Source organism: Dyella sp., assembly GCF_035277725.1.
Classification (GTDB): Bacteria; Pseudomonadota; Gammaproteobacteria; order Xanthomonadales; family Rhodanobacteraceae; genus Dyella_B.
Map to the genome: position 1 here is coordinate 1 of NZ_DATEJY010000121.1, position 23,260 is coordinate 23,260.

A 23,260-nucleotide genomic window follows, 5' to 3' on the forward strand; every position below is an offset into this window, starting at 1 on the left:
GAGTACGGGGGCGGCAAAGCCGAGGCGCGTCCCCTCCCCTGGTGACGACGTTATCTGTAAGGTAGCGCCAAGCCTGCCAGCACGGGCATGCAGGCTCGGCAAGCCCGCTCCCCGCCTCGCTAAACTGGCCGGATCGAAACCTTGCCCGTCGTCGCGCACTTCCACATTCAGGCATTCACCTTCGCGCCGGACGCACACATACACCAGCGATGCGCTGCTGTGCTTGAACACATTGGTCAGGGCCTCCTGCAGGAAGCGCAGCAATTCCAACACCCGCATGGTGCCAAGGCTTAGATCATCCACGCCCTCCACTGTCCATCGGCTCTCGATGGCGGTCGCTTCAAAACGCTGGCTCCAGCGATGCCGCAGCGGCGCGAGCAACGCGCCCAAATCGGTATCGCGTTCATGAGTGGTCGTGTCGATGATCAAGCGCAAGTCGTCGCGAAGCTCCTTGAGCGTGATGACGACTTGTGTAGGTTCCGGCTGAAGACGCGGATTTTCGAGCGTTGAAATGGCGGCAAGCAGGCTGCCACCGAAGCCGTCGTGCAAGTCGCGTACGAGATTGAGGCGCTCGCCGATGCGCGCGTTGTTCAAGGCTAGATCGTGCTCGCGCTTGAGCGTCTCCGTCAGTCGACCCGTCGCCGCCTGCACCTCTCGCTGCAGTTCCAGGTTGAAGTTTTCCGCCCGCCGCATGGCGACGGCAAAGCGGTATGCAAGGGCGCTGCCCATACCGATGATCGTCACCGGCGAGGTCACCGCCAGTAGGTAGCTGTCACTGTGAATGACGCCAAGAAACAGCAACATGTCGTGCGCAGAGACGACCAGGGGAATCAGCAGGCTGCCGGCCAACGCGTAGTTATCCGCGCGTCCGTGTCGCCACGCATAACCCATGAACCCAAAGATGGCCACGTAATAGATGCTGCAACCGACGATAAAAGCGACGGCGCGATGGTGACCCGTCCATTGAGGCCATAACAGGGCAGCGGCGAATAGCGCCACGCAAAGCACCAGCATGACTCGTTCTGTACGCAGCCACCGATAACCCGCGTAGCGAAGCAGGAAGATCGTGAACGTTACCGTCGACGCGAAGTATGCCGCCGCATTGATCGCTTCCCAGATATCCGTGTTATCGAACGGCCATGGGCTGGAAGCAATGAAATTGAGCGTATACAACGACCAGGCCACAGTACACAGGGCATACCAGCCATAGTAGGTGTCTTTACGCCGCAACAGCCAAAGCAGGAAGAACACCCCACCGAAGACGAGGCTGGCGGATAGATCGAATACTTGCACGTCGTAGCGCAAGAACTCGCTTCGGCGTTGGCGTGCTTGCACAGCTGCGGGATTTCCAATCGTAACGGTGCCGAATCCCGGTTGATATTTGGCTAATCCAGATACGCGCACCAGCAACGTATTTTGTCCGGAACGAAGCAATGGTTTGTCGAGCAGAAAATATTGCGGCCGGGTCCACGTACGTGAAAGCGGCTCCTCCAGTTGGGTATCGCTATAGATCCGGTTGCCATTGACGTAGAGGACATAGGCCAAGCTGACGTAGTCGATGAGCAAACCCACCGGTTGATCGGCATTGGCCTGATTCCAGTGCAGTCGATACCACACCACACCGTCGTGACGCGGCCAACGGGCATCCCACAAGTCCATCAGTTTGACAGGTGTCCAACCATCGACTGGCGGCACCTCGGAACGCCAATCGGCCGGCGCCGCCTCGGCAGATTGAAGCTCGATGGTTGCATTCGACGTCGACAGTGTTTGCTCTGCGGCAACTGAGGATGCAAACAATCCGCACGCAAGCAACAGAGCGAAAACCACACGCATATCTATAGCAACCCCATGGACTTGGCTTCGAATACCGCCGCCGTGCGCGAGCTGACAGCCAGTTTGCGGTAGATGCTCTTGGTATAGCCTTCGATGGTAAAGCGCGAAAGTCCGGTAAGCTCGGCAATTTCGCGATTGCTGAATCCGCGCGCGACAAACTGCAGAATTTCCGACTCCCGCTCCGAGAGCGATATGTCATTTCTGGCCGATGCGTCGGCGAGAGAAACAGGCGGTGCGTGATTCTCTTGGGAAGCAAGCAGTACATAGGAAAGAATGCGGCGCGCGATAAGTGGATCGATCAATGCACCGCCACGGCGAATGGCCTGCAAGGCAGCGCGAAGTTCAACATCGTCGCGCTCCTTCAATAGATACCCCGCAGCACCGGCGCGCAGCGCGGCCAATACGATGTCTTCGTGTCCCCATGCCGAGATCGCTATCGTCATCATATCGGGATGATGATTTTCCACCCAGCCAATCAGCTCCACCCCATTACCGTCCGGCAATCCAATGTCGACCAGTGCCAAGCGGGGTGTCAGCGTTGGAATAATGGTCTTGGCGTCCGCAACAGTGGATGCCACCGCAATATCATGCGTTGCGCCGCGCAGCTCCGACAACAGGCGAACAAGTCGCTGCTGCGTTGACTCGTCGTCTTCCACGACGAGCACGGAACCCCATGCGATATGCTCCCCTGTCGAGACCATGCGCCCTCCACCCCCTGAATGTGGCGCTGGTTATGCTAACCCATGGGCGGTGGTCGTATGCAAAAGGTTGTCCGCTGCGACTCCTCCGTTGAGGAGCGAGCAGCTTTGCAAGCTTTTCTGGAAGCACTTTAACTTCGATCAAAAAGCAAGTTGAGATTTCATCCCAGCCTACTCATTCGACAGTGACTGACTTGGCCAAGTTTCTCGGCTGGTCAACGTCAGTACCACGCAGCACGGCAACGTGATACGCAAGCAACTGCAGCGGCACGGTAAACACGGCGGGCGCGATGAAATCACCGCCGCCATCGATGGTAAGCACCGCACCGCGCGCGGGATTGCCATCGAAGTGCGCCTTGGCATCGGCGAAGACGATCAACTCGCCACCGCGCGCGCGCACTTCTTGCAGGTTGGATTTGAGTTTGTCGAGCAGCGGACCATTGGGTGCGACGGCGACGACGGGCATGTCTTCGTCGACCAGGGCGAGCGGGCCGTGTTTCAGTTCGCCGGCGGCGTAGGCTTCGGCGTGGATATAGGAGATTTCCTTGAGCTTGAGCGAGCCTTCCAACGCTACGGGGTAGTGCGCGCCGCGGCCAAGGAAAAGGGCGTGATGGCGGTGCACGAAACGCTCGGCGAGTTCAATGACTTGCGGTTCGAGCTTGAGTGCTTCATCCAATATGCGCGGCAGGCGCAGCAATTGTTCGGTGAGATCGCCAAGGCGTGCTTGATCCAGGCCCTGCTGTTTGGCCAGATGCAAGGTAAGCAGGGCTAGCGCGGCGAGCTGGGTGGTGAAGGCTTTGGTGGAAGCGACGCCGATTTCCGGGCCGGCGCGTGTCATCAGCTTGAGATCGGCTTCGCGCGTGACGGATGATTCGGGCACGTTGCAGATGGCGAGTGTGCCGAGGTAGCCGCGACGGCGCGATTCGCGCATGGCGGCGAGGGTGTCGGCGGTTTCGCCGGATTGGGAAATGGCAACGAACAGGGTGCCGTCCGGCACAACGGTTTCGCGGTAGCGGTATTCGCTGGCTACCTCCACGTTGACCGGCAGGCGGGCGTAATCTTCGATCCAGTATTTGGCGACCATGCCTGCGTGGTAGCTGGTGCCGCATGCAACGATGTGCACGCCTTTTACTTTCGCCAGCAATTCATCGCCGCCGGTACCGAACACGTTGGGCAGTACGCCATGCGCGTTGATGCGGGCTTCCAGCGTATTCGCCACGGCGTGCGGCTGCTCGAAGATTTCCTTCTGCATGTAGTGGCGGTATTCGCCGCGCTCCACTGCGTCGGCCGAGAGTTCGCTTTCCTGGATGCCGCGCTCGACCGGCGTGCCATCCAATGTGTAGACCTTGACGCCTTCGCGAGTGACGTCGACGACGTCGTCTTCTTCGAGATAAATGATTCTGTTGGTGACTTGCACCAAGGCTTGCGCATCGGAGCCCAGGAAGTTCTCGCCGATGCCCACGCCAACCAGCAGCGGCGCGCCACGCCGTGCACCGATCACGCGACCGGGTTCGTCGCGGCTCATGACGGCAATGGCATAGGCGCCTTCGAGTTCGCGCACGGTAGCGAGCACGGCCTCGCGTAGTTTCATGCCTTGCGCAATATGCAGGTCGATCAGCGCGGCCATCACTTCCGTATCGGTTTCGGAAGCGAAGACGTAACCTTTCGATTGCAGATCACCGCGCAGCTTGGCGTAGTTTTCGATGATGCCGTTATGCACGAGCGTGACGCGGCCGATGATGTGCGGGTGCGCGTTCACTTCGTTAGGTACGCCATGGGTGGCCCAGCGCGTGTGCGCGATACCGGTGCCACCCGGAAACGGCTCGGCGAGATACAGGGCTTCCATCTCGCGCACCTTGCCCTTGGCGCGCACGCGATGCACGTCGCCGCCTTCCAGCACGGCGAGGCCCGCCGAATCGTAGCCGCGATATTCCAGCGCCTTGAGGCCGGCAATCAGCAGTGGTGCGACATCTCGCTGGGCAGCAGCGGCAACGATTCCACACATGGTCGACTTCCTATGGCGATGGTTTGAATGAGGGCGGCGACTTTGACGAGCTATCGTTTCGACAGGCTTTCGACGCCGGGGTTCATGAGTGACGAGACTACTTCTCGCCCATGGATGATGGAAGGCGCTGTCGGTATTTGCATCGAGACAAATTGACGGGAGATCAACGCCACCTATCTTCGCCGGGGACGCAGTGAGCAAATCGTCAATGCATGTTTGCGCATGGATGGCAGGTGGAGTTATGCAGGGTTTGATCCAGCGGTAACTCCATTATTTCAAGAGCAATTCGTTGAGTGCCCCTGATCAAGCCTTGTCTCTTGATCACATCTTTTTCGGACTCGCTGCTCATGGCTGGATAGCCACAAAACACCGCAAATCAGCCCCCTCCCCTGCGTGCAGGGGAGTGAGTGGTCTTCGCGCTTCAGTGCACTTTGCGGCGCAGATAGTTCAGCAAATCGATGCGGGTGATCAGGCCGAGAAATTGCCCGTCGTCCATCACGATGGCGACGTGGCCGCGCTCGAACACGGGCAGCAATGCCTCGATCGGCGAGCGGACGTCCAGCATTTGCAGGTCGCTGATCATGGCGGTGGCGACGCTGTCGCGGAAACGCGCTTCGTCGGCGTGCACGTGCATCAGCACGTCGGATTCGTCGAGGATGCCGATAAGGCGATGGCCTTCCATCACCGGCAGCTGCGAGATGTCATACAGCTTCATGCGCGTGTATGCCGTCATCAGCAGTTCGTTGGGGCCGATCACGACGGTGTCGCGGCGCGAGAACGGGCGCAGCAGGAGGTCGCGCAGATCGCCGTGCTGTTCGCGTTCGATGAAGCCGTTATCGAGCATCCAGTAATCGTTGTACATCTTGGACAGGTACTTGTTGCCGGTGTCGCATACCAGCGTCACGACGCGCTTGGATTCGGTCTGCTCGCGACAGTATTTGAGTGCGGCGGCCAGCAATGTGCCGGTGGAGGAACCGCCCAGCACACCTTCTTTCGCCAGCAATTCGCGTGCGGCGAGAAAGCTTTCCTTGTCGGAGATGGCATAGGCCTTTTTGACGCGCGAGAAGTCGCTGATGGTGGGCAGGAAATCCTCGCCGATGCCTTCCACCATCCAGCTGCCGGATTTGGTGGAGAGCACGCCTTCGTTGATGTATTGCGCGAGGATGGAACCCACCGGATCGGCCAGCACGATTTCCGTGTTCGGCGACGCCTTGGCGAAGTACTGCGACAAGCCGGTCATCGTGCCGGAGGAACCGCAACCCACGACCACGGCATCCACCTTGCCGTCCATCTGCTTGAGGATTTCCGGACCGGTGGTTTCGACGTGCGCGCGCGGGTTGTCGGGGTTGCCGAACTGGTTGATGAAATACGCGCCCGGCGTTTCGCGCGCGATGCGCTCGGCCATGTCCTGGTAATACTCCGGGTGCCCCTTGGCCACGTCGGAGCGGGTCAGCACCACTTCGGCGCCCATCGCCTTGAGGTTGAAGATTTTCTCGCGGCTCATCTTGTCGGGCACGACAAGAATGAGGCGATAACCCTTGGCCTGGGCGACCAGCGCCAGCCCAAGGCCGGTGTTGCCGGCGGTGCCTTCCACCAGGGTGGCGCCGGATTTGATCTTTCCGGCTTTTTCCGCGCCTTCGATCATAGACAGGCCGATGCGGTCCTTGACCGAGCCGCCGGGGTTGGCGCTTTCCAGTTTCAGGAACAGCTCGCAACGCCCAGTGTCCAGGCGCTGTGCGCGCACCATGGGGGTGTTTCCGATCAGTTCGAGGACGCTGGCATTGACCGACATGAAGGCTCCGTAGGCGGGGCTGGGATATGAAGGGCAATCATAATGGAGCGCGCAGCGGACGCGCTTGGCGTGTTTCGGAAAAACAAAAGCCCCGGAACGTTTCCGCTCCGGGGCTTTTTTTGGATTCTTTCGCTCAATGAATGTGCTGTCGAGCGTGGTGGTCGTCCCACATGCGCTGCAGGCGTTCTTTGATTTGTAATTTTTCTTTCTTCATCGAACTGAGGGTCATGTCGTCAACAGGGAGTACGCCTATTTCGGCGTTGTCCACCTTGCTGTTGAGCTCCGTGTGTTTTTGATAGAGCCGGCGAAACTCGGCGTCGGCCTTTTTCAGGGCTTCGACAGCGTCACGCTGCTGATCTTCGAACATGATCCAACCTCCTCGCAGTAGGACTGCAGTCGCCCGCATGGGGCGCTTGAGAACAAAAGCAAATCACGCGCATAACCAAAATCCGTTTCCCTGATGCAGGGAACGGATGCAGGAATGTCGATGGGTAGGCGCATGATTCAGTCGGTAGGCTGCGGCGGCTGAAGGGCCGCAGCGATTTCGACCCTACTCCCCACTTGGCGGGGGCACAAGGCCCCCTCGGGAAGGCGCATGGGAGCGTGGGATGTCGTCAAAAACCCGTAAAACGGGTGGAAACAAACGCCCCTCTCCCCTTATAGCGCGTAGGTTGGGGTGCGAACCCCAACTTACGGCCCAATCAAGATGGCGATGTTGGAGTTCGCACCCCAACCTACCTGCTGGCAGTTACTTGCCGCCGCCTGAGTTGCCGCTGGGCGCGGACTGGTCCTGCATCTGCGAACGCAACGCCTTGGCAGCCTTGGCGGCGAGATCGGCCTGGCGCCTGGCGGCGGCGGCCACCTTGCTTTGCGCCGCCGCCAGCTTGCGCGCCTGCTCGGCTTCGGCCTTGGCCTGGGCAGCCTGGTCGGCGGCTTCCTGGCCTTGCGCCTGCAGCCGCATGGTTTCCTGCTGGGCGATCTGGTATTGCATGCGCTGGATGTCCAACTGCTGCTGTGCGGCGGTGGCGTCGATGCGGCTGCGCTCCAGTTGCAGCTGGGCGTTTTCCTGGTCGAGCTGGTTGAGCTGGCGTTGCGACGCCTGCAACTGCGCTTCGGCCCTGGCCTGGTCCACCCGGCGCTGGGCGATGTACAGCGCATGCGGCCGCTGGCGCGAACCGGCCTGGGTCAACTGGTTGATGGCGTCGCGCGCCAGGGCTTGGTCGGCCTGGGCATAGATGCCCAGGTTCGGATCGGCGGCCAGCTGATTCAAGCTATTGGTCAACCGGTCGACATCCATGTCGTCCTTGCGCGCCTGAACGGCGGCGCTGGCGAATACGGCCAACAGCGAAACGGCGATGATCGACAAACGGTGTTTTTTGAACATGGAATGCTTCATTACTGGCCTCCCTGATTCTGCTGGCCAGCGTCAGGCACGGTCTGGAAACCACCCTGCCCGGGTTGCGGTTGTTGTTGCTGCGGATTGCCCAGTACCGAGGAGGAAGGCGCCGGCATTTCCTGCATCGGGGCCTGCTGCGGCAGTGGCGAACTGGCGGCCGGCGCGGGTGCGCTGGAGGAAGACGAAGCCGGATTGCCGTCGTCTTGACCGTTCTGGCCGTTGTCCGGCTGCTGGGCCGCGGCCATCTGCGCAGTCAGCTGGGCTTTCTGCTGCTGGTAATGCTGGTCGTTTTCCGACTGCGCTTCGGCATTCTGGGAGCGCAAGCGACTGTTTGCGTCTGTTTTTGACTGAATCTGGGCACGTGCCTGGGCAAGTTGCGCCTTGGTGCGCGCCAGGGTGGCATCCGCACGCGACTCATCGGCCAGGTCGGCTGCTTGATCGTATTTGCGGTTGGCCATGGCCTGCTGGGCTTGCTGGAACTTGTCCTGCGCAAAGCCGAAATCGACCGGGTCGTAGTCGGGTGCGCCCGCATCGCGAGCGCTTTGCAATTGCGCTTGTGCCTGATTCATCAGGTTATCTGGCGGGGGTACGCTGGCGCACCCGCCCAGGGTCAACGATACGGCCAGCAGCAGTACAGAAGCCGCCGTCGGGATGCGTCGCTTACGCACCGTCAACGGGGAAAATATGTGGACCATCACTCATTCCTCTCGGAGCGTCACGGCGTATTGTGGTCGGGCATAATCCTTGAATGCAATGCGCAAAAAACTGGGGTCTTTAAGGTGGATATCGGTTACTTCCTCAAGTTGATGGTGGACAAGGGCGCGTCGGATATGTTTCTGACGACCGGCGCCCCGGTAAACATCAAGGTCGAGGGCAAGCTCTACCCGCTCGGCAACACCGGGCTACCCAGCGGCATGGTGAAAAAAATCGCCTATTCGCTGATGGACGAGGGACAGGTCCCACAGTTCGAGCGTGACCTGGAACTCAATATGGCCCTGGCCGTGAAAGAGGCCGGCCGTTTTCGCATCAACGTATTCAAGCAACGCGGCGAAGTGGGCATGGTGATCCGCGCAATCAAGAGCGAGATCCCCAGCATCGAACAACTGCAGCTGCCGCCGATCTTCCGTGACCTGATCATGGAACCGCGCGGCCTGATCCTGGTGGTGGGCGCTACCGGTTCGGGTAAGTCGACCACGCTGGCGGCCATGCTCGACCATCGCAACAGCCATTCGTCCGGGCACATCCTCACCATCGAGGACCCGATCGAATACCTGCACCGCCACAAGAAATCGATCGTCAACCAGCGCGAAGTGGGCCTGGATACGCACACCTATCACGAGGCCCTGCGCAACGCGATGCGCGAGGCGCCGGACGTGATCATGATCGGCGAAATCCGCGACACCGATACGATGGAAGCGGCCATCTCGTTCTCCGAAACCGGGCACTTGTGCCTGGCGACGCTGCACTCCAACAACGCCGACCAGACGCTGGAACGCATCCTCAACTTCTTCCCCGAATCGGCGCACAAGAACGTGCTGATGAACCTGGCCCTGAACCTGCGCGCAGTGATCAGCCAGCGCCTGGTCAGCGGCAAGGACGGCCGCCGCCTGCCGGCGGTGGAAGTGCTGCTCAACACGCCGCTGATCCGCGACATGATCCGCCGCGGCCAGATCCATGAAGTGAAAGAAGCCATGGATCGCAGTCTGCAGGAAGGCATGCAGACCTTCGACCAGTCGCTGTACAAGTTGTACAAGGCCGGCCGTATCGAGCTGGAAGAAGCGCTGGCGAAGGCCGACTCGCGCGATGGTCTTGCACTGAAGATTCGTCTGTCGGAAGGCGGCAATTCGGAAACGGCGGAGCTGGCGGGCAACGATCCGTACGGCTTGGGCTTCTAATGTAGGTTGGGGTGAGGCGCAGCCGAACCCCAACATGGCATGCCAATATCAGGGAATGTTGGGGTTCGCACCCCAACCTAGGGGGCGTCGGGCTGCTGTTCTGGCACTGCCGCTTTGAACGCATCCAGTTCCATGCACGCTGTCTCGATGCGCACGATCGTCGGGTAATCATCCAGCGGCGTCTTCCATCGCCGCGCGTTATAGACCTGCGGTATCAGGCAAAGATCGGCCAGTCCTGGCGTATCTCCATGGCAATAGCGGCCGGTCTCCTTGCTGTTCGCCAGCGTGGTTTCCAATGCCTGAAATCCAGCCGTAATCCAGTGCCGCATCCAGATGCCTTTCTGTTCGTCATCGGCACCGAACTGCGAACCGATCTGCTGCAGCACGCGCAGGTTGCCGATGGGATGGATATCGCAGCCAACCACTTGCGCCAATGCGCGCACGCGCGCCCTGCCTGCGGCATCGGCCGGCAAGAGCGGCGGATGCGGATGAACTTCATCCAGATACTCGGCAATGGCCATGGACTGTGTCATCACCTTGTCCCCATCGACCAGGGCTGGCACGAGCTGCTGTGGATTGATCGCCGCATAGGCCGGCGCGTGCTGCTCGCCGCCATCGCGAACCAGATGCACGGCCCGCGTTTCGTAATGCAAGCCCTTTAGATTCAGTGCGATGCGTACACGAAAGGCCGCGCTGGAACGCCAGTAACCGTAAAGCACGAGGCTGGAAGACATGGGCCTTTCCATAGAAATGAGACCTTGAGTGTAACTCTCACCGTTTGCATCGCCGTGAGGCCGGCAGGAAAATGCCCGGTTACGGCCTCTGCGCCCGACCTTCTTCCCTAGCTGCCAGGAGTTTTTCCGTGACCATCACCCGCATGAGCGACCTCGACCTGCGCGGCAAGCGCGTGCTGATTCGCGAAGACTTGAACGTGCCGATCGAGAATGGCCGCATCACCTCCACGCAACGCCTGGATGCATCGCTGCCGACCATCAAGGCCGCACGCGATGCCGGCGCCAAGGTGATGGTGATGTCGCACTTGGGCCGCCCGAAGGAAGGTCAGTTCGACGAGGAATCCTCGCTCAAGCCGGTGGCGGCATGGCTGGGCGAACAACTCGGCAAGCCGGTACGCCTGGTCGCCGATTATCTCGATGGCGTGGACGTAGCCGACGGCGAAGTGGTGGTACTGGAAAACTGCCGCATGAATGTCGGCGAAGGCAAGGATGATGAAGCGCTGGCGAAGAAGTATGCCGCGCTGTGCGATGTCTTCGTGATGGATGCGTTCGGTACGGCGCATCGCGCACAGGCTTCCACGCATGGCGTGATCAAGTTCGCGCCGATTGCTGCTGCAGGCCCGCTGCTTTGCAATGAACTCGATGCGCTCGGCAAGGCGCTGGAGCATCCCGCGCATCCGCTGCTTGCCATCGTCGCCGGCTCCAAGGTTTCCACCAAGCTCACGCTGCTGGAAAACCTGATCGGCAAAGTCGATCAGCTGATCGTGGGCGGCGGCATCGCCAACACCTTTATTGCTGCGGCAGGCCATTCCGTCGGCAATTCGTTGTACGAACCCGACCTGATTCCTGCTGCCAAGAAAGTACTCGCCGATGCCAAGCGCCGCGGTGCCGACGTGCCAATGCCGGTGGACGTGGTGGTGGCGCCGGAATTTTCCGCGCATGCGCCGGCCACGGTGAAAGCCGTCGACCAAGTGAAGGACGACGAGATGATCCTGGACATCGGTCCGGAAACCGCCAAGCAATATGCCGAGTTGATCGCCAAGGCCGGCACGGTGGTGTGGAACGGCCCGGTGGGCGTGTTCGAATTCGATGCCTTCGGCAAGGGCACCGAAGTACTGGCGCATGCGGTGGCCGATTCGAAGGCGTTTTCGATTGCCGGCGGCGGCGACACGCTGGCGGCGGTCGATAAGTACGGTATCGAAGACAAGGTTTCCTACATTTCCACCGGCGGTGGTGCGTTCCTGGAATTCCTGGAAGGCAAGGAATTGCCGGCCGTGGCGGCGCTCAAGGCGCGCGCGGCAAAGTAAAAGCATCAGTTGGCGCCGCAGGTTGGGGTGCGAACCCCAACGTTGCCATGCATGCGGGCATCACGACGTTGGGGTTCGCACCCCAACCTACGCGCCCCATGTTCCGCGGCGCGGTCGTACCCGGAAAGCCACACTGATCCGAGGCCCCACCGGCACCGGGAGCTTGGGAATGCCGTGGTCGTAATTCAGCTGCGCATTCCATCCCATCAGCAACAGGCTGCCTGCTTCCAGCTCCAGCTCGGTCTTCAATCGCGGCGGCTTCTTGCGCTGAATCACCATGGTGCGTGTTGCGCCCAATGACAACAGCACAATCGGTTGATGCGGTATCAGTTCGTGCAACTTGTCGTTATGCGGCGCCACGCTGTCGTGCTCGTCGCGGTAGCAGTTGAGGCCGATGCTGTTGAAGGGCGCATTCACGTGTTGCTGCACCACCGCCAGTGCATCGCGCAATATGGCCGGCAATGCAGAGCTGGCGAGATCGTAATGGCAATGCAAGCGCGGCACGCCTACCAGGCGCTCGTACATCATGCGCGAGCTTTCATGCCAGTCGCCTTGGGTAGATAAGGTCTCAAACCAGGTTGCCGCTAATGCGGGTGTGATGACGCCTGGGTAATAGATAATCGGCCCTGTTCCGTTGTCGACAATCCTTTGCACGCCCTGCTCGAAAAGTAGCGCTTGCATAACCACCTCAATGAAAATCCCGCGAGCGGGCATCCAGATCCGCCAGCATGCTGCTGAGATCGGTCAGCCGGCGTGCGATCAGATGGCTTACGCCATCAACGGCTTCCCAGCGTCCCTCGATCGCCAGCAAGCGTGCTTCCAGATAAGGACGGCGCTGGGTTTGCGCGATGTGACTCCACACCACGACGTTCACGTGACCGAATTCGTCTTCGATGGTGATGAAGGTGACGCCGCTGGCGGTTTGGGGCTGCTGGCGTTGTGTGACCAATCCCACCGTGCGCACCGCCGTGGCATGCGGCAGTTTCTGCAGGGAGCGCGAATCCAGATAGCGCTCCGCACGCAGGCGGCTGCGCAACAGTTTCAGCGGATGCGGACCAAGGCTCAGTCCGCTATGCGCGTAATCGGCCGTCATGTTTTCAGTCACCGTTGGCAGCGGCAACACGATGTTCTGCTCGCGCGGACTGCTGCGGCCAAACAAAGGCAGCTGCGCCTCCACGCCGGAGGTCAGCCATAGGGCGCGATGGCGATGACCGGCCAGGCCACGCAGAGCACCGGCGTCGGCGAGCAGGTCCTGATGACGTCGATCCAGTTCGGCACGCGTGCAAAGATCGACCACATCGTGGAAAGGGCCAGTTTTACGGACTTCAGCAATACGCGTGGCGACTTTCTCACTGCAACCTCGTAATTGACGCAACCCAAGGCGCAAAGCCAACCCACCCTCGCTGTGCGCATCCGGCTCCAACGTGCAATCCCATTCGCTGTAGCGCACATCGACCGGCCGCACACGAACGTCATGGCGTTGCGCATCCTGCACGATCTGGCTGGGACCGTAGAAACCCATCGGTTGCGCGTTGAGCAAGGCGCAAGCGAACGCGGCAGGCTCATGGCATTTCAGCCAGCTGCTGGCGTAGGCGAGATTGGCGAAACTGGCGGCATGGCTTTCGGGAAAGCCATAGCTGCCGAAGCCTTTTATCTGATTGAAAATCTGCTCGGCGAACGCTTCCGTGTAGTTGTTTTTCAACATGCCGGCGACGAGCTTGTCGTGATGCTTCTCCATGCCGCCATGGCGCTTCCATGCACCCATGGCACGGCGCAATGAATCGGCTTCGCCTGCCGTATAGCCGGCCGCCACCATGGCCAGCTTCATCACTTGTTCCTGGAACAGCGGCACGCCTTTGGTGCGTTCCAGCACCGGTTCCAGTTCTGTCGATGGATAGACGACAGGCTCTTCGCCGCTTCGGCGCCGCAGATACGGATGCACCATGTCACCCTGGATCGGTCCCGGTCGCACGATCGCGATCTGGATGACCAAGTCGTAGTAATTGGCAGGTTTCAGCCGCGGCAGCATCGCCATCTGGGCGCGGCTTTCGATTTGAAATACGCCAATGGTGTCGGCCTTCTGGATCATGTCGTAGGTGGCGTCGTCGTCGGACTTGATCGTCGCGATATCCCATTTCTTACCACCGTGCTTTTCTACCAGATCGAAGCACTTGCGCAGGCAGGTCAGCATGCCGAGCGCCAGGCAATCGACCTTGAGCAAGCCCATCGTATCCAGATCATCCTTGTCCCACTGGATAATGGTGCGATCGGCCATGGCCGCGTTTTCTACCGGCACCAATTCATGCAACGGCGCGTCATGGATCACGAAACCACCTACGTGCTGGCTCAGATGGCGCGGCTTGTCGAGCAACTGCGCCGTAAGCGCAAGCAGTTGGCGCATCACGCGCGCATCGGGATCGAAACCTTGCTCACGCAGCCGTTGATTCAACGAAGCATCACCGACACGAAAGAAGACGCGGCTAAGCTTGTCGATTTGGTCTTCAGGCAAACCCAAGGCCTTGGCTACGTCGCGCACGGCGCTTTTGGCGCGATAGCTGATGACCGTGGCGGCAATGGCGGCACGCTCGCGCCCGTATTTCTTGTAGACATACTGAATGACTTCTTCGCGGCGCTCGTGCTCGAAATCGACGTCGATATCGGGCGGCTCATCGCGCTCCACGGAGATGAAGCGCTCCACCAACAGATTGACCTTTTCCGGATCAGCATCCGTCACGCCCAGGACGAAGCAGACGATGGAATTGGCCGCCGAGCCACGCCCCTGGCAGAGAATGTTTTCGTTGCGCGCATAACGCACAATGTCGTGCACGGTGAGAAAGAACGCCTCGTATTGCTTCTTCTCGACCAGCTGAAGCTCATGCTCGATCGTGGCTTGATGCTTGGCGGGAACACCTTGCGGCCAACGCCATGCCGCCCCCTTCTCCACAAGGCGGCGCAGCCATTGCATAGGCGTATAGCCTTCCGGCACCAGTTCCTTGGGATACTGATACTGCAAATCTTTTTTCAGATTGAACGTGCAGCGTTTGGCGATACGCACGCTTTCATCAAGCAGTGCCTTGGAATAGATCTTTTCCAGCGTCGAACGCCGACGAAGATGCCGCTCGCCGTTGCGGAACAGCACGGCGCCAGCTTCGGCGATGGTCATGTGATGCCGAATCGCCGTCATCGTGTGCTGTAACGGCAGGCATCGACGTATGTGCATGTGCACGTCGCCGCTTGCTACGCGCGGCAACTGCAACGCTTCGCCCAGCGCTTCGAGTTGCGCAAGGCGTGCCGCATCATCGCCATCACGATGCAGCTCGACCGCCAGCCACGCGCGATCGCCGAAAGTGTGCTTCACCCAAGCACCGTGTTCGTGGCTGGGTTCGCGATCGGGAATCCAAAGCACCAGCGCACCCGGCACGCCTTCGGCAATGTCCGCTCGATTCAGGCGGTACTCGCCTTTTTCGGAGGCCCTGCGCCCGCGTGTAATCAGGCGGCATAGCGAAACGTAGCCTTGCTTGTTCTCCGCCAGAAGCACCAGCTTGGGACCATCGGCAAGCTGGATTTCCGTGCCGACGATCAACGGCATTTTCGTATCGCGCGATGCCTCCCAGGCGCGCACGATGCCCGCGAGGGAGCATTCGTCGGTGATCGCCAACGCGGTGTAACCGCAATCGGTCGCGCGCTCGAACAATTCGCGCGCACTGGAGGCGCCGCGCTGGAAAGAGAAATCCGACAGGCAATGCAGTTCGGCGTACTCGGTCATGCGAACCATCCATGCAGCATCCAGCCGCCTGGCTCGTCTTTCGTGCAATAGGCCCAGGCGCGCTGCCCTTGTTCCGTCTCGACGATGTAGTAATCGCGGCGTACGGCATCGCCATCCCACCAGCCGGTTTCCATGCGCTCGGGGCCGGCGAGGATGCGCAGTGTGCCGCGCAAGGGCACGGGCTTATCGAGCAACCAGGTGGGGCGTGCACGTGGTTCGATGAAATCTTCATTCTGCACGGCCATGCGTTGCGAGTACTCGGGACGCGGATCGTGGGTGCTGCCCCAGCGATACACGGCGTTATCGCCTAGCCGCGCACGCAGGCGTTCACGCAATTGCTCGAAAGGCAGCGCGTTGGCAGGGCGTTCGTCGAACAGATCGCGGCCGGCGGGAACGAAGCCGGGAAGATCATCGGCAAGCAGACGCAGCGACAACACGGGCGCAGGCAATTGCACTTGTTCCAGTCGGCCACGTGCTGCTTCAAACAATACGTTGGCATCGCGTTCGGGCGAAAGCATGCCAACCAGCACGTCAGTGACAACGCGATCGCGATGTTCCAGTCGCAAGGTGAAGCGTTGCACGCCACCGTCGCGGCCGGAGAGGTAGGCCGCCAGATCGCCGGTCATGCGCTTTAGCGGAAATATCAGTGCTGCGATGTTTTCCACTTCATGCGAAAGTTCGATATGCCAGTCCACGGCATCGGGCGGCATGTAGAGATCGAATCCCGGCGGCATGTCACCCAACAGGCGATCGATAGTCTGCAGCAGTTCAGCGCCAAAGCGCCGCTGCAATCCGTCGCGAGGCATGCGCAGCAATTGGCCCAGTTGACGAATGCCCATGCGCGGCAGTGCATCGATGGCGTGTTCCGGCAAATGGCTTTTCTGCAACGGCACGCCATCGAGCGCACGCTGCATGGTTTCCCGCGTCAGCACGGCCAGCCCATCGTTCACGCCCGCCAGCACGTGCGCGGCATGTGGCGTCGGAGCGGCAGCAATACGGTGGCGAAAACCCAGTTCGGTGAGATCACGGCGCAGGTTGCGTTCGATCTTTGGCCAATCGCCCAACAGGTTTTCACTGCGGCTGATTTCCAGCACGATGGCTTGCGGCAACAAGGCCACTTGCGAGCTGTAGCGGTACGCCACACTGGCCAGAAAGCATTGCCAGCGATCGGCTTGGGCAGCGTCGTAAGGGATGGATTCGAATTGCGCCAGCAGGGCTTGGGCGGCGGTCAGGCGTTGACCGACGTATAAACCTGCAGCTTGCGCGGAGGCATTGGCGGCAACCACGCAACGCGCATTCGCAGGACCATCCACCAATACCAGCGGGCTGTCATCGGCGCGACGACGGAGAACGCCATCGAGCGCCAAATGCGGCAATGTGATGCAGACCCACAGCATGCGTGGTCACCATCGTAAAACTGAGCCCATCAAAGATGGCGCTGCTTTTGATGAAGAAGGCTCGCTAGCATCGCTAGGTTTACCGTCATTCCCGCGAAAGCGGGAATCCATCTGCGCTTTTTCCCCAAGAGCAACAGGGATTCCCGCCTTCGCGGGAATGACGGCAGCAAGGAGTGTTTCATTGTTGCGGCAGACAAGGGGATCTACAGTGCTCTGCTCAAGGGGAATGGCTTGCATGGGCGCATTAGCGCCACGGCATTTGCGTATCCAAAGCGAAGGCTGCGGCGTTGCGGCCAATTCCAACCGCAACGCTGCCGGCGATGCATTCGCCAGATAACGACGATCGCGGAATACGAATGCCAATGCGCGTCCGGTATCCGCCGCCACTTGCAGACGACGCAGACTGCGATCGTCGGCTTGCTGCGGCCATGCCAGCACGGCGGCGCAACTGCCGGAACGCAGCGCTTGCTCAGCCGCCCACAGCACGTGTTTCTCGTCTGCATCGACGATTTCCACATGCTGCAGATTCACGCCCTGCTGCCGCCAGCCCATCGCGCAAGGCATGTACGGTGGAGCAATCAGCATCACCGGGCGCTGGCCCTGGGTAAGGCGTGCGAGCGTGGGCAACACCAGGCGCAGTTCACCGATGCCGTCGGCCGGCAGCAGGATTTCCGTGAGCGACGCTTCGGGCCAGCCGCGTGCCGGCAAGGCGGCATCGAGCATTGGCCAGCCGGTGGGCTGGCTGCCTTCGGCCGGCACTTCCGCACGGCCGCGCCATACCTGCCGGGCGTCAAGCAGGTTTGACAAAGCCACCACGGTGCCCATCAGCTTCCCCTTACCAGACCCGCAAACAGTCCTTCGATGGCAAAGTCTTCAGTGGGATCGGGGTCGATCGGTTGATAACCGGGGCTGTTCGGCAACAGGCGGATCACATCGCCCTGCCAGTACAGCCGCTTGATGGTGAAGCGATCACCGGCCACGCGCGCAGCCACCACTTGGCCATGTCGTGCAACCGGCGTGGCGTGCACAGCGACCAAGTCGCCATCCAGGATGCCTTCGTCGCGCATGGAATCGCCCATGACCCGCACCAGGTAATCCGGTTGCAGACGAAACAGCCAGCGCGAGACGCGCAGGCTGCGCTCCACGCGCGATTCGGAAAAGATCGGCTCACCGGCCGCGATGCGGCCAACCAGAGGAAGTTCGAGGGTATCGGCGGCGAGCGGATCGGTTTCCTGCACCAGTCGGATGCCGCGCGACCGATTGGGCTCGATCACCAGCCGCCCCTTGGCTTCCAGCGAGCGCACGTGCTTGAGCACGGCACTCACGCTGGGAATGCCCATCGCCTGGCCGATTTCCTCCAGCGTGGGCACCTCCCCAGCCTGCTCCAGCCGTTCGCGGATGAAGGCGAGGATGTTGGATTGGCGGCTCGTGAGCTGGAGAGTCATGGCGCATATCTTTTCACCTTTTTAGGTGAAAATGAAGTGCTCCCTAATGGCGCACCAACTTGGACATCGTCGCCCCGGCGAAAGCCGGGGCCTAGTGACTTTGAGCTCCCAAAAGTCGCTGGATCCCGGCTTTCGCCGGGACGACGGGTTCAAAGTTTTTCTCGGTATTCGAGCGAAGAGCGCCTAAGTCAGTGCTATTGCCCTTAGACCTTTTGCTTCCCATGGATTAATTCGATATTTGGCGCATCGATTCACGCCCATACCCAGGACCGGCCAAGCGCAGCGGCTCCGAAAATGACGTTGTATCCAACAAAATCATTCAAGACTCGGCGGTTCGGACGGCGTCTTATCCTTTCCGACGCCCAGCTCGGTACCACCGGCCTCTCGCCCAATGTCAGCCAGCAAGGAGCCTAGCTTGATACGCCCTTCCGGTTTCACGGCGTTTTCCAGGAGGATGTCCCGGACCTCCGCCTCGGTGCTGTGGCCGCGCATGGCGGCGCGCACGCACAAAGCACGATGCACTTCCTCAGATACGTTGCGTACGGTGATAGTGGCCATGACGACAAGTCCTCAATCGCATGTGGGGATAGCATCATAAAAATGATGCCGTCCCTACCGCTTGGAGGCGGGCCTGCCCGAGCAGGCCTCTGGGATCAAACCGGCTCCAGCCAACCCCACTTGTCCTGCGTCTTGCCGTTGAACAGCCCGAAATACAGCTCCTGCAGGCGACGGGTGAGGCGCCCCGCCTTGCCGCTGCCGACCTGCTTGCCGTCGATCTCGCGGATGGGGGTGATTTCGGCGGCGGTGCCGCACATCAGCACTTCGTCGGCCAGGTACAGGTATTCGCGCGGGATGTCGCGCTCCACCACTTCGATGCCGTCCTCGCGCGCCAACACCTTGATGGTGTCGCGGGTGATGCCGGCAAGGATGGAGGCGCTGGCCGGCGTGGTGTGCAGCACGCCATCGAATACCAGGAACAGGTTTTCGCCGGCGCCTTCGCTGAGCAGGCCGCCGGCGGCCAGGGCGATGCCTTCGCCGAAACCGAGGCGACGCGCTTCACGTGCGATCAACTGGCCGGAAAGATAATTGCCGCCGGCCTTGGCGCCCGCCGGAATGGTGTTCGGGGCGAAGCGCTGCCAGCTGGATACGCAGGCGGTGATGCCCACTTCCAGCGCTTCCGGCCCAAGGTACGGACCCATCGGCCAGCTGGCTACGGCAACGTCGATCGGCGTTTCGGCGGAAAGTCCAAAACCACCCAGACCGCGATAAGCGACCGGGCGCAAATAGGCGGCGGAGTAGCCGTTCTTGCGGATCACTTCGCGGCAGGCTGCCGCCAATTCTTCCTGCGCGTACGGCAGCAGCATGTCGTAGATTTTCGCCGACAGATACAGGCGCTTTAAGTGATCGGTGAGGCGGAAGATCGCCGCGCCTTCCGGCGTGACATAGCTGCGTATCCCCTCGAATACCGAGGAACCGTAATGCAAGGCATGCGACATCACGTGGGCGGTGGCATCTTTCCACGGCTTGATCTCGCCGTTCTGCCAAATCCATTCGGGATACTGTTGAGCCATGGGGGATCTCCGGTGGGGATCGCTCATGATAGCGTGCCGAATCTTTCGCGACCTTTCGTCCGTTTAATCACTTTGCGGCCGCAACCACACACATCCCGAACGATGCACGACGTCGAAACGGGTTTGCGCTGTCGCGCCGCTGCCATCGTCAGATTCCGTCTGCACGATCAGCGCTTCACCATGCGCGGGCGTCGGGTTGGGTGCAGCTGACAAGGAAAGCGATGAAGCATCAGAGTCATCGTTATCACTGGAAGTCGATGAGGCGTCGGCGGTGCTTTTCACTTCAATCAAGGGGCGCGACATCAAGCGCTTGAAGTAGCGGATATCCGCGACGACCTCCTCTTTTCCATCGCCGTTCCATAACGTCAAACCGGCAAGTCGATTGGGATTGCGTTGGGCGAAAGCGTCGATGACGGCTTGCTTGAGTTGCTTCAAGTCCGCGGCGCACGTTATCGCAGGCGCTTGCAATGGTGCTGCCGAAACGGATGCACTCGTCGCCGGTGATGTGCTTGCCGCAGGCGCCGGCATTACCGGCTTGGCATTGATGTCGCTGCAAACGCGATCGGTAAAAACAGGAATGCCGTCCGCGCCGATGCAACGATGGATGTCGCCCTGCGCTTTGACGGCAGAGATGGGCAGCAACAACAGCAGCAGGAGTAAAGGCAAATAACGCATCGGGCAAGCATAGCCCGATGCATGCGAGGCATCAGTGGAGTTGGTCAAGCACCGCGCGCGTCGCTTTCGCCCGGTTCAGCGTATAGAAATGCAGGCCCGGCGCACCGCCTTCCAGCAGGCGGCGACACAGTTGCGCGACCACTTCCGCCCCCATGGCACGGATGGATTCGACGTCGTCGTAATACGCCTGCATGCGCTTGGCGATCCAGCGCGGAATCTCCGCGCCGCAGGCATCGGAGAAACGCTTGAGCTGCGCGTAATTGGAAATCGGCATGATGCCCGGCACGATCGGCACCGATACCCCCAGGCTGCGCACGTCGTCGACGAAACGGAAATATGCATCGGCGTTGAAGAAGTACTGCGTGATCGCGCCGTTGGCGCCGGCATCGACCTTCGCCTTGAAATGCTGGAGATCGGCCTGGACGTCTTCGGCCTGCGGATGCATTTCCGGATACGCCGCCACTTCGATATGGAAATGATCGCCGCAGTGCTCGCGAATAAAGCGCACCAGCTCGGCGGCGTAGCGGAAATCGCCCGGCGAAGCCATGCCTGAAGGCAGGTCGCCGCGCAGCGCAACGAGGCGCCGATAGCCGGCGGCGCGATAGGTATCGAGCAGATCAGCAATTTCCTTGCGGGTACCGCCCATGCAGGACAGATGCGGCGCCACGTCCAAGCCATGCTGCTGGTGCAGCCGCGCCACGGTTTCGCTGGTGTAGCTCAAGGTGGAGCCGCCGGCGCCGAAGGTGACGGAGACGTAATCAGGCTTGAGCGCCTTCAGCTCCTTGGCGGTCTTGTCGAGCTGGGCGCGCTGTTCGTCGGTCTTGGGCGGGAAGAATTCGAAGCTGATGGCCGGCATGTTCTAAATCCTTGGCGTCGAGTCGACAGTATATATATCTCTATTTCGAGATGAAAAGATATATTGCCATATCGAGCATGCGCCCACGCCCCCGTGCGCGACTTCCGGTACGAGCGGCCAGCCCCGGCACGGGCTGACACTACGCATACCGGTCTGTCATCATCGCCAGATTGTGTCGCCGCAGGCGGCCGTTCTTTGGCTTTCAGGGAGTACTCGATGTCTTCTTCCAACGCGATCCGCCGCGATGTGGGGCCGTTTGCCCTGATGCTTACCGGCCTGGGTTCGATCATCGGCTCCGGTTGGCTGTTCGGCGCATGGAAGGCGGCCGGTTTGGCCGGCCCGGGAGCTGTCTGGGCGTGGGTGCTGGGCGCCGCGATCATCATGACCATCGCGCTGACTTATGCGGAACTGGGCGCGATGTTCCCCGAGTCCGGCGGCATGGTGCGCTACGGCCACTATTCGCACGGTTCGCTGGTGGGTTTTATTGCCGCATGGGCGAACTGGATCGCGATCGTCTCGGTGATTCCGGTGGAAGCTGAGGCTTCCGTGCAATACATGGCGTCATGGCCATGGACGTGGGCGCAGGATTTGTATCACGTCAGCAACGGGGTCGGCGAGCTGAGCACCAATGGCCTCGCCATCGCGGCGGTGCTGGTGATCATCTACTTCCTGCTCAACTTCTGGAGCGTGAAGCTGTTTGCGCACTCCAACACAGCAATTACCGTGTTCAAGCTGGTGGTGCCGGCGGCAACGGGTTTGGCGCTGATCGCCAGCGGTTTTCATCGCGAGAATTTCTCGGTGGGCATCCATGGCGGCAGCCATGCGATCGACTTCGCCGCGGTGCTCACGGCAGTCGCAACAGCTGGCATCGTTTTCAGTTTCAACGGCTTTCAGAGTCCGGTGAATCTGGCCGGCGAGGCGCGCAATCCCGGTCGCAGCATTCCGTTTGCCGTAGTGGGTTCGATCCTGCTGGCAACCGTGATCTATGTGATTCTGCAAATTGCCTACCTCGGTGCCGTACCGCAGGATCTGTTGGCGAAGGCCGGCTGGCACGGCATCGATTTCCGTTCGCCGTTTGCGGAGCTGGCCATCATCGTCAACCTGCATTGGCTGGCGATGCTGCTCTACGTGGATGCCTTTATCAGCCCCAGCGGCACTGGCATGACGTACACCGCCACTACCGCACGCATGATCTACGGCATGGAACGCAACGGCACGTTGCCGAAGATCCTCGGCCAGGTGCATCCGAAGTGGGGCGTGCCGCGTCCGGCGATGTGGTTCAACCTGGCGGTGTCGTTCTTGTTCCTGTTCTTCTTCCGCGGCTGGGGCACGCTGGCGGCGGTGATTTCGGTGGCGACGATCATTTCCTATCTCACCGGTCCCGTAAGCGTGATGACGCTGCGCCGCACGGCTCAGGAATTGCACCGTCCGTTGCGCGTGGCAGGATTGCCGGTGCTTGCTGGCGTGGCCTTCATCATGGCGACGGAACTGCTGTATTGGGCGAAGTGGCCGCTGACCGGTGAAATCATCTTGCTGATGGTAGTGGCGTTGCCGGTATACCTGTATTACCAGGCGAAAGCCGGCTGGCATGATTTTGGTCGCCACTTGAAGGGCGCGTGGTGGCTGATCGTTTATCTGCCCACGATTGCCATCGTGTCGTGGCTGGGCAGCACCACCTTTGGTGGCCGTGGCTATCTGTCTTACGGCATCGATCTTGTCGTCGTCGCCGTGGTTGGACTGGTGTTCTATCTATGGGGTGTGAAGTCCGGTTGGCGCACGCCCGCGGTAGAAGCCGCGCGGGATATGGCCCACGCGCATCCGGATTTGCCACTGGTTCCGCCGGAAGAGGAAGTCGCCGAACGGATCGCGCGCAACTGACGCGCTGTGCGC

General features: G+C 60.6%; 19 protein-coding genes and 1 pseudogene. 3 read left to right on the plus strand and 17 right to left on the minus strand.

Going from position 1 to position 23,260, the window contains the following annotated elements; translation table 11 throughout:
* The 7 genes from VJR68_RS10825 to VJR68_RS10855 form a co-directional block, all read right to left on the minus strand.
* The coding region (locus VJR68_RS10825; protein ID WP_324147693.1) for a sensor histidine kinase at positions 1-1,827 on the minus strand (1,827 nt) is incomplete at its 3' end.
* 8 nt (positions 1,828-1,835) lie between these two features.
* Positions 1,836-2,489, minus strand: coding sequence for a response regulator transcription factor (locus VJR68_RS10830; protein WP_324147694.1), 654 nt, complete (start codon positions 2,487-2,489; stop codon positions 1,836-1,838).
* Between the two features lie 217 nt (positions 2,490-2,706).
* On the minus strand, positions 2,707-4,536 hold the full coding sequence (gene glmS / locus VJR68_RS10835; RefSeq protein WP_324147695.1) for a glutamine--fructose-6-phosphate transaminase (isomerizing): 1,830 nt from the start codon (positions 4,534-4,536) through the stop codon (positions 2,707-2,709).
* 421 nt (positions 4,537-4,957) lie between these two features.
* The gene (locus tag VJR68_RS10840; RefSeq protein WP_324147696.1) at positions 4,958-6,328 is read right to left on the minus strand and encodes a pyridoxal-phosphate dependent enzyme; all 1,371 of its coding nucleotides are present in this window, start codon (positions 6,326-6,328) and stop codon (positions 4,958-4,960) included.
* A 133-nt stretch (positions 6,329-6,461) separates the two neighbouring features.
* Positions 6,462-6,695, minus strand: a complete 234-nt coding sequence (locus tag VJR68_RS10845; RefSeq protein WP_324147697.1) for a YdcH family protein — start codon at positions 6,693-6,695, stop codon at positions 6,462-6,464.
* Between the two features lie 381 nt (positions 6,696-7,076).
* Complete coding sequence (locus tag VJR68_RS10850; protein WP_324147698.1) at positions 7,077-7,712, minus strand: hypothetical protein; 636 nt, start codon at positions 7,710-7,712, stop codon at positions 7,077-7,079.
* A gap of 11 nt (positions 7,713-7,723) precedes the next feature.
* A complete protein-coding gene (locus VJR68_RS10855) occupies positions 7,724-8,293 on the minus strand; it encodes a DUF4398 domain-containing protein (protein ID WP_324147699.1) in 570 nt (189 codons plus the stop codon).
* A 210-nt stretch (positions 8,294-8,503) separates the two neighbouring features.
* On the opposite strand from VJR68_RS10855, the gene VJR68_RS10860 reads away from it, so the two are divergent.
* Positions 8,504-9,619, plus strand: coding sequence for a PilT/PilU family type 4a pilus ATPase (locus VJR68_RS10860; protein WP_324147700.1), 1,116 nt, complete (start codon positions 8,504-8,506; stop codon positions 9,617-9,619).
* A 77-nt stretch (positions 9,620-9,696) separates the two neighbouring features.
* On the opposite strand, the gene maiA is transcribed toward VJR68_RS10860, so the two are convergent.
* A complete protein-coding gene (gene maiA, locus VJR68_RS10865; protein WP_324147701.1) occupies positions 9,697-10,353 on the minus strand; it encodes a maleylacetoacetate isomerase in 657 nt (218 codons plus the stop codon).
* Positions 10,354-10,481: 128 nt separating this feature from the next.
* On the opposite strand from maiA, the gene VJR68_RS10870 reads away from it, so the two are divergent.
* Complete coding sequence (locus tag VJR68_RS10870; RefSeq protein ID WP_324147702.1) at positions 10,482-11,660, plus strand: phosphoglycerate kinase; 1,179 nt, start codon at positions 10,482-10,484, stop codon at positions 11,658-11,660.
* A gap of 87 nt (positions 11,661-11,747) precedes the next feature.
* On the opposite strand, the gene VJR68_RS10875 is transcribed toward VJR68_RS10870, so the two are convergent.
* The 9 genes and pseudogenes from VJR68_RS10875 to metF form a co-directional block, all read right to left on the minus strand.
* A complete protein-coding gene (locus VJR68_RS10875; RefSeq protein ID WP_324147703.1) occupies positions 11,748-12,341 on the minus strand; it encodes an alpha-ketoglutarate-dependent dioxygenase AlkB in 594 nt (197 codons plus the stop codon).
* A gap of 7 nt (positions 12,342-12,348) precedes the next feature.
* Complete coding sequence (locus tag VJR68_RS10880; protein WP_324147704.1) at positions 12,349-15,426, minus strand: error-prone DNA polymerase; 3,078 nt, start codon at positions 15,424-15,426, stop codon at positions 12,349-12,351.
* Entirely contained in the window at positions 15,423-16,823 is a 1,401-nt protein-coding gene (locus tag VJR68_RS10885; RefSeq protein ID WP_324147705.1) for a DNA polymerase Y family protein, read from the minus strand. Before VJR68_RS10885 ends, VJR68_RS10880 begins: the two co-directional genes overlap by 4 nt.
* Positions 16,824-17,042: 219 nt before the next feature.
* A pseudogene (gene imuA / locus VJR68_RS10890) lies at positions 17,043-17,648 on the minus strand (translesion DNA synthesis-associated protein ImuA); the annotation flags it as partial.
* On the minus strand, positions 17,648-18,268 hold the full coding sequence (lexA, locus tag VJR68_RS10895; protein ID WP_324147706.1) for a transcriptional repressor LexA: 621 nt from the start codon (positions 18,266-18,268) through the stop codon (positions 17,648-17,650). The pseudogene imuA and the gene lexA, both read right to left, overlap by 1 nt.
* Positions 18,269-18,583: 315 nt before the next feature.
* Complete coding sequence (locus tag VJR68_RS10900; protein ID WP_324147707.1) at positions 18,584-18,826, minus strand: FitA-like ribbon-helix-helix domain-containing protein; 243 nt, start codon at positions 18,824-18,826, stop codon at positions 18,584-18,586.
* Between the two features lie 95 nt (positions 18,827-18,921).
* On the minus strand, positions 18,922-19,839 hold the full coding sequence (locus VJR68_RS10905) for a branched-chain amino acid transaminase (protein ID WP_324147708.1): 918 nt from the start codon (positions 19,837-19,839) through the stop codon (positions 18,922-18,924).
* A 63-nt stretch (positions 19,840-19,902) separates the two neighbouring features.
* Complete coding sequence (locus tag VJR68_RS10910; protein WP_324147709.1) at positions 19,903-20,274, minus strand: hypothetical protein; 372 nt, start codon at positions 20,272-20,274, stop codon at positions 19,903-19,905.
* A gap of 271 nt (positions 20,275-20,545) precedes the next feature.
* The gene (metF, locus tag VJR68_RS10915) at positions 20,546-21,370 is read right to left on the minus strand and encodes a methylenetetrahydrofolate reductase [NAD(P)H] (RefSeq protein ID WP_324147710.1); all 825 of its coding nucleotides are present in this window, start codon (positions 21,368-21,370) and stop codon (positions 20,546-20,548) included.
* Positions 21,371-21,586: 216 nt separating this feature from the next.
* On the opposite strand from metF, the gene VJR68_RS10920 reads away from it, so the two are divergent.
* On the plus strand, positions 21,587-23,248 hold the full coding sequence (locus VJR68_RS10920; protein WP_324147711.1) for an APC family permease: 1,662 nt from the start codon (positions 21,587-21,589) through the stop codon (positions 23,246-23,248).
* The last annotated feature ends 12 nt before the right edge of the window (positions 23,249-23,260 follow it).

Coding starts and splice junctions, on each gene's coding strand:
- VJR68_RS10900 (WP_324147707.1), bottom strand. CDS start 18,826: ATGGCCACTATCACCGTACGCAACGTATCTGAGGAAGTGCATCGTGCT.
- VJR68_RS10845 (WP_324147697.1), bottom strand. CDS start 6,695: ATGTTCGAAGATCAGCAGCGTGACGCTGTCGAAGCCCTGAAAAAGGCC.
- VJR68_RS10920 (WP_324147711.1), top strand. CDS start 21,587: ATGTCTTCTTCCAACGCGATCCGCCGCGATGTGGGGCCGTTTGCCCTG.
- VJR68_RS10850 (WP_324147698.1), bottom strand. CDS start 7,712: ATGTTCAAAAAACACCGTTTGTCGATCATCGCCGTTTCGCTGTTGGCC.
- metF (WP_324147710.1), bottom strand. CDS start 21,370: ATGCCGGCCATCAGCTTCGAATTCTTCCCGCCCAAGACCGACGAACAG.
- VJR68_RS10885 (WP_324147705.1), bottom strand. CDS start 16,823: ATGCTGTGGGTCTGCATCACATTGCCGCATTTGGCGCTCGATGGCGTT.
- maiA (WP_324147701.1), bottom strand. CDS start 10,353: ATGTCTTCCAGCCTCGTGCTTTACGGTTACTGGCGTTCCAGCGCGGCC.
- lexA (WP_324147706.1), bottom strand. CDS start 18,268: ATGACTCTCCAGCTCACGAGCCGCCAATCCAACATCCTCGCCTTCATC.
- VJR68_RS10840 (WP_324147696.1), bottom strand. CDS start 6,328: ATGTCGGTCAATGCCAGCGTCCTCGAACTGATCGGAAACACCCCCATG.
- glmS (WP_324147695.1), bottom strand. CDS start 4,536: ATGTGTGGAATCGTTGCCGCTGCTGCCCAGCGAGATGTCGCACCACTG.
- VJR68_RS10875 (WP_324147703.1), bottom strand. CDS start 12,341: ATGCAAGCGCTACTTTTCGAGCAGGGCGTGCAAAGGATTGTCGACAAC.
- VJR68_RS10905 (WP_324147708.1), bottom strand. CDS start 19,839: ATGGCTCAACAGTATCCCGAATGGATTTGGCAGAACGGCGAGATCAAG.
- VJR68_RS10880 (WP_324147704.1), bottom strand. CDS start 15,426: ATGACCGAGTACGCCGAACTGCATTGCCTGTCGGATTTCTCTTTCCAG.
- VJR68_RS10855 (WP_324147699.1), bottom strand. CDS start 8,293: ATGAATCAGGCACAAGCGCAATTGCAAAGCGCTCGCGATGCGGGCGCA.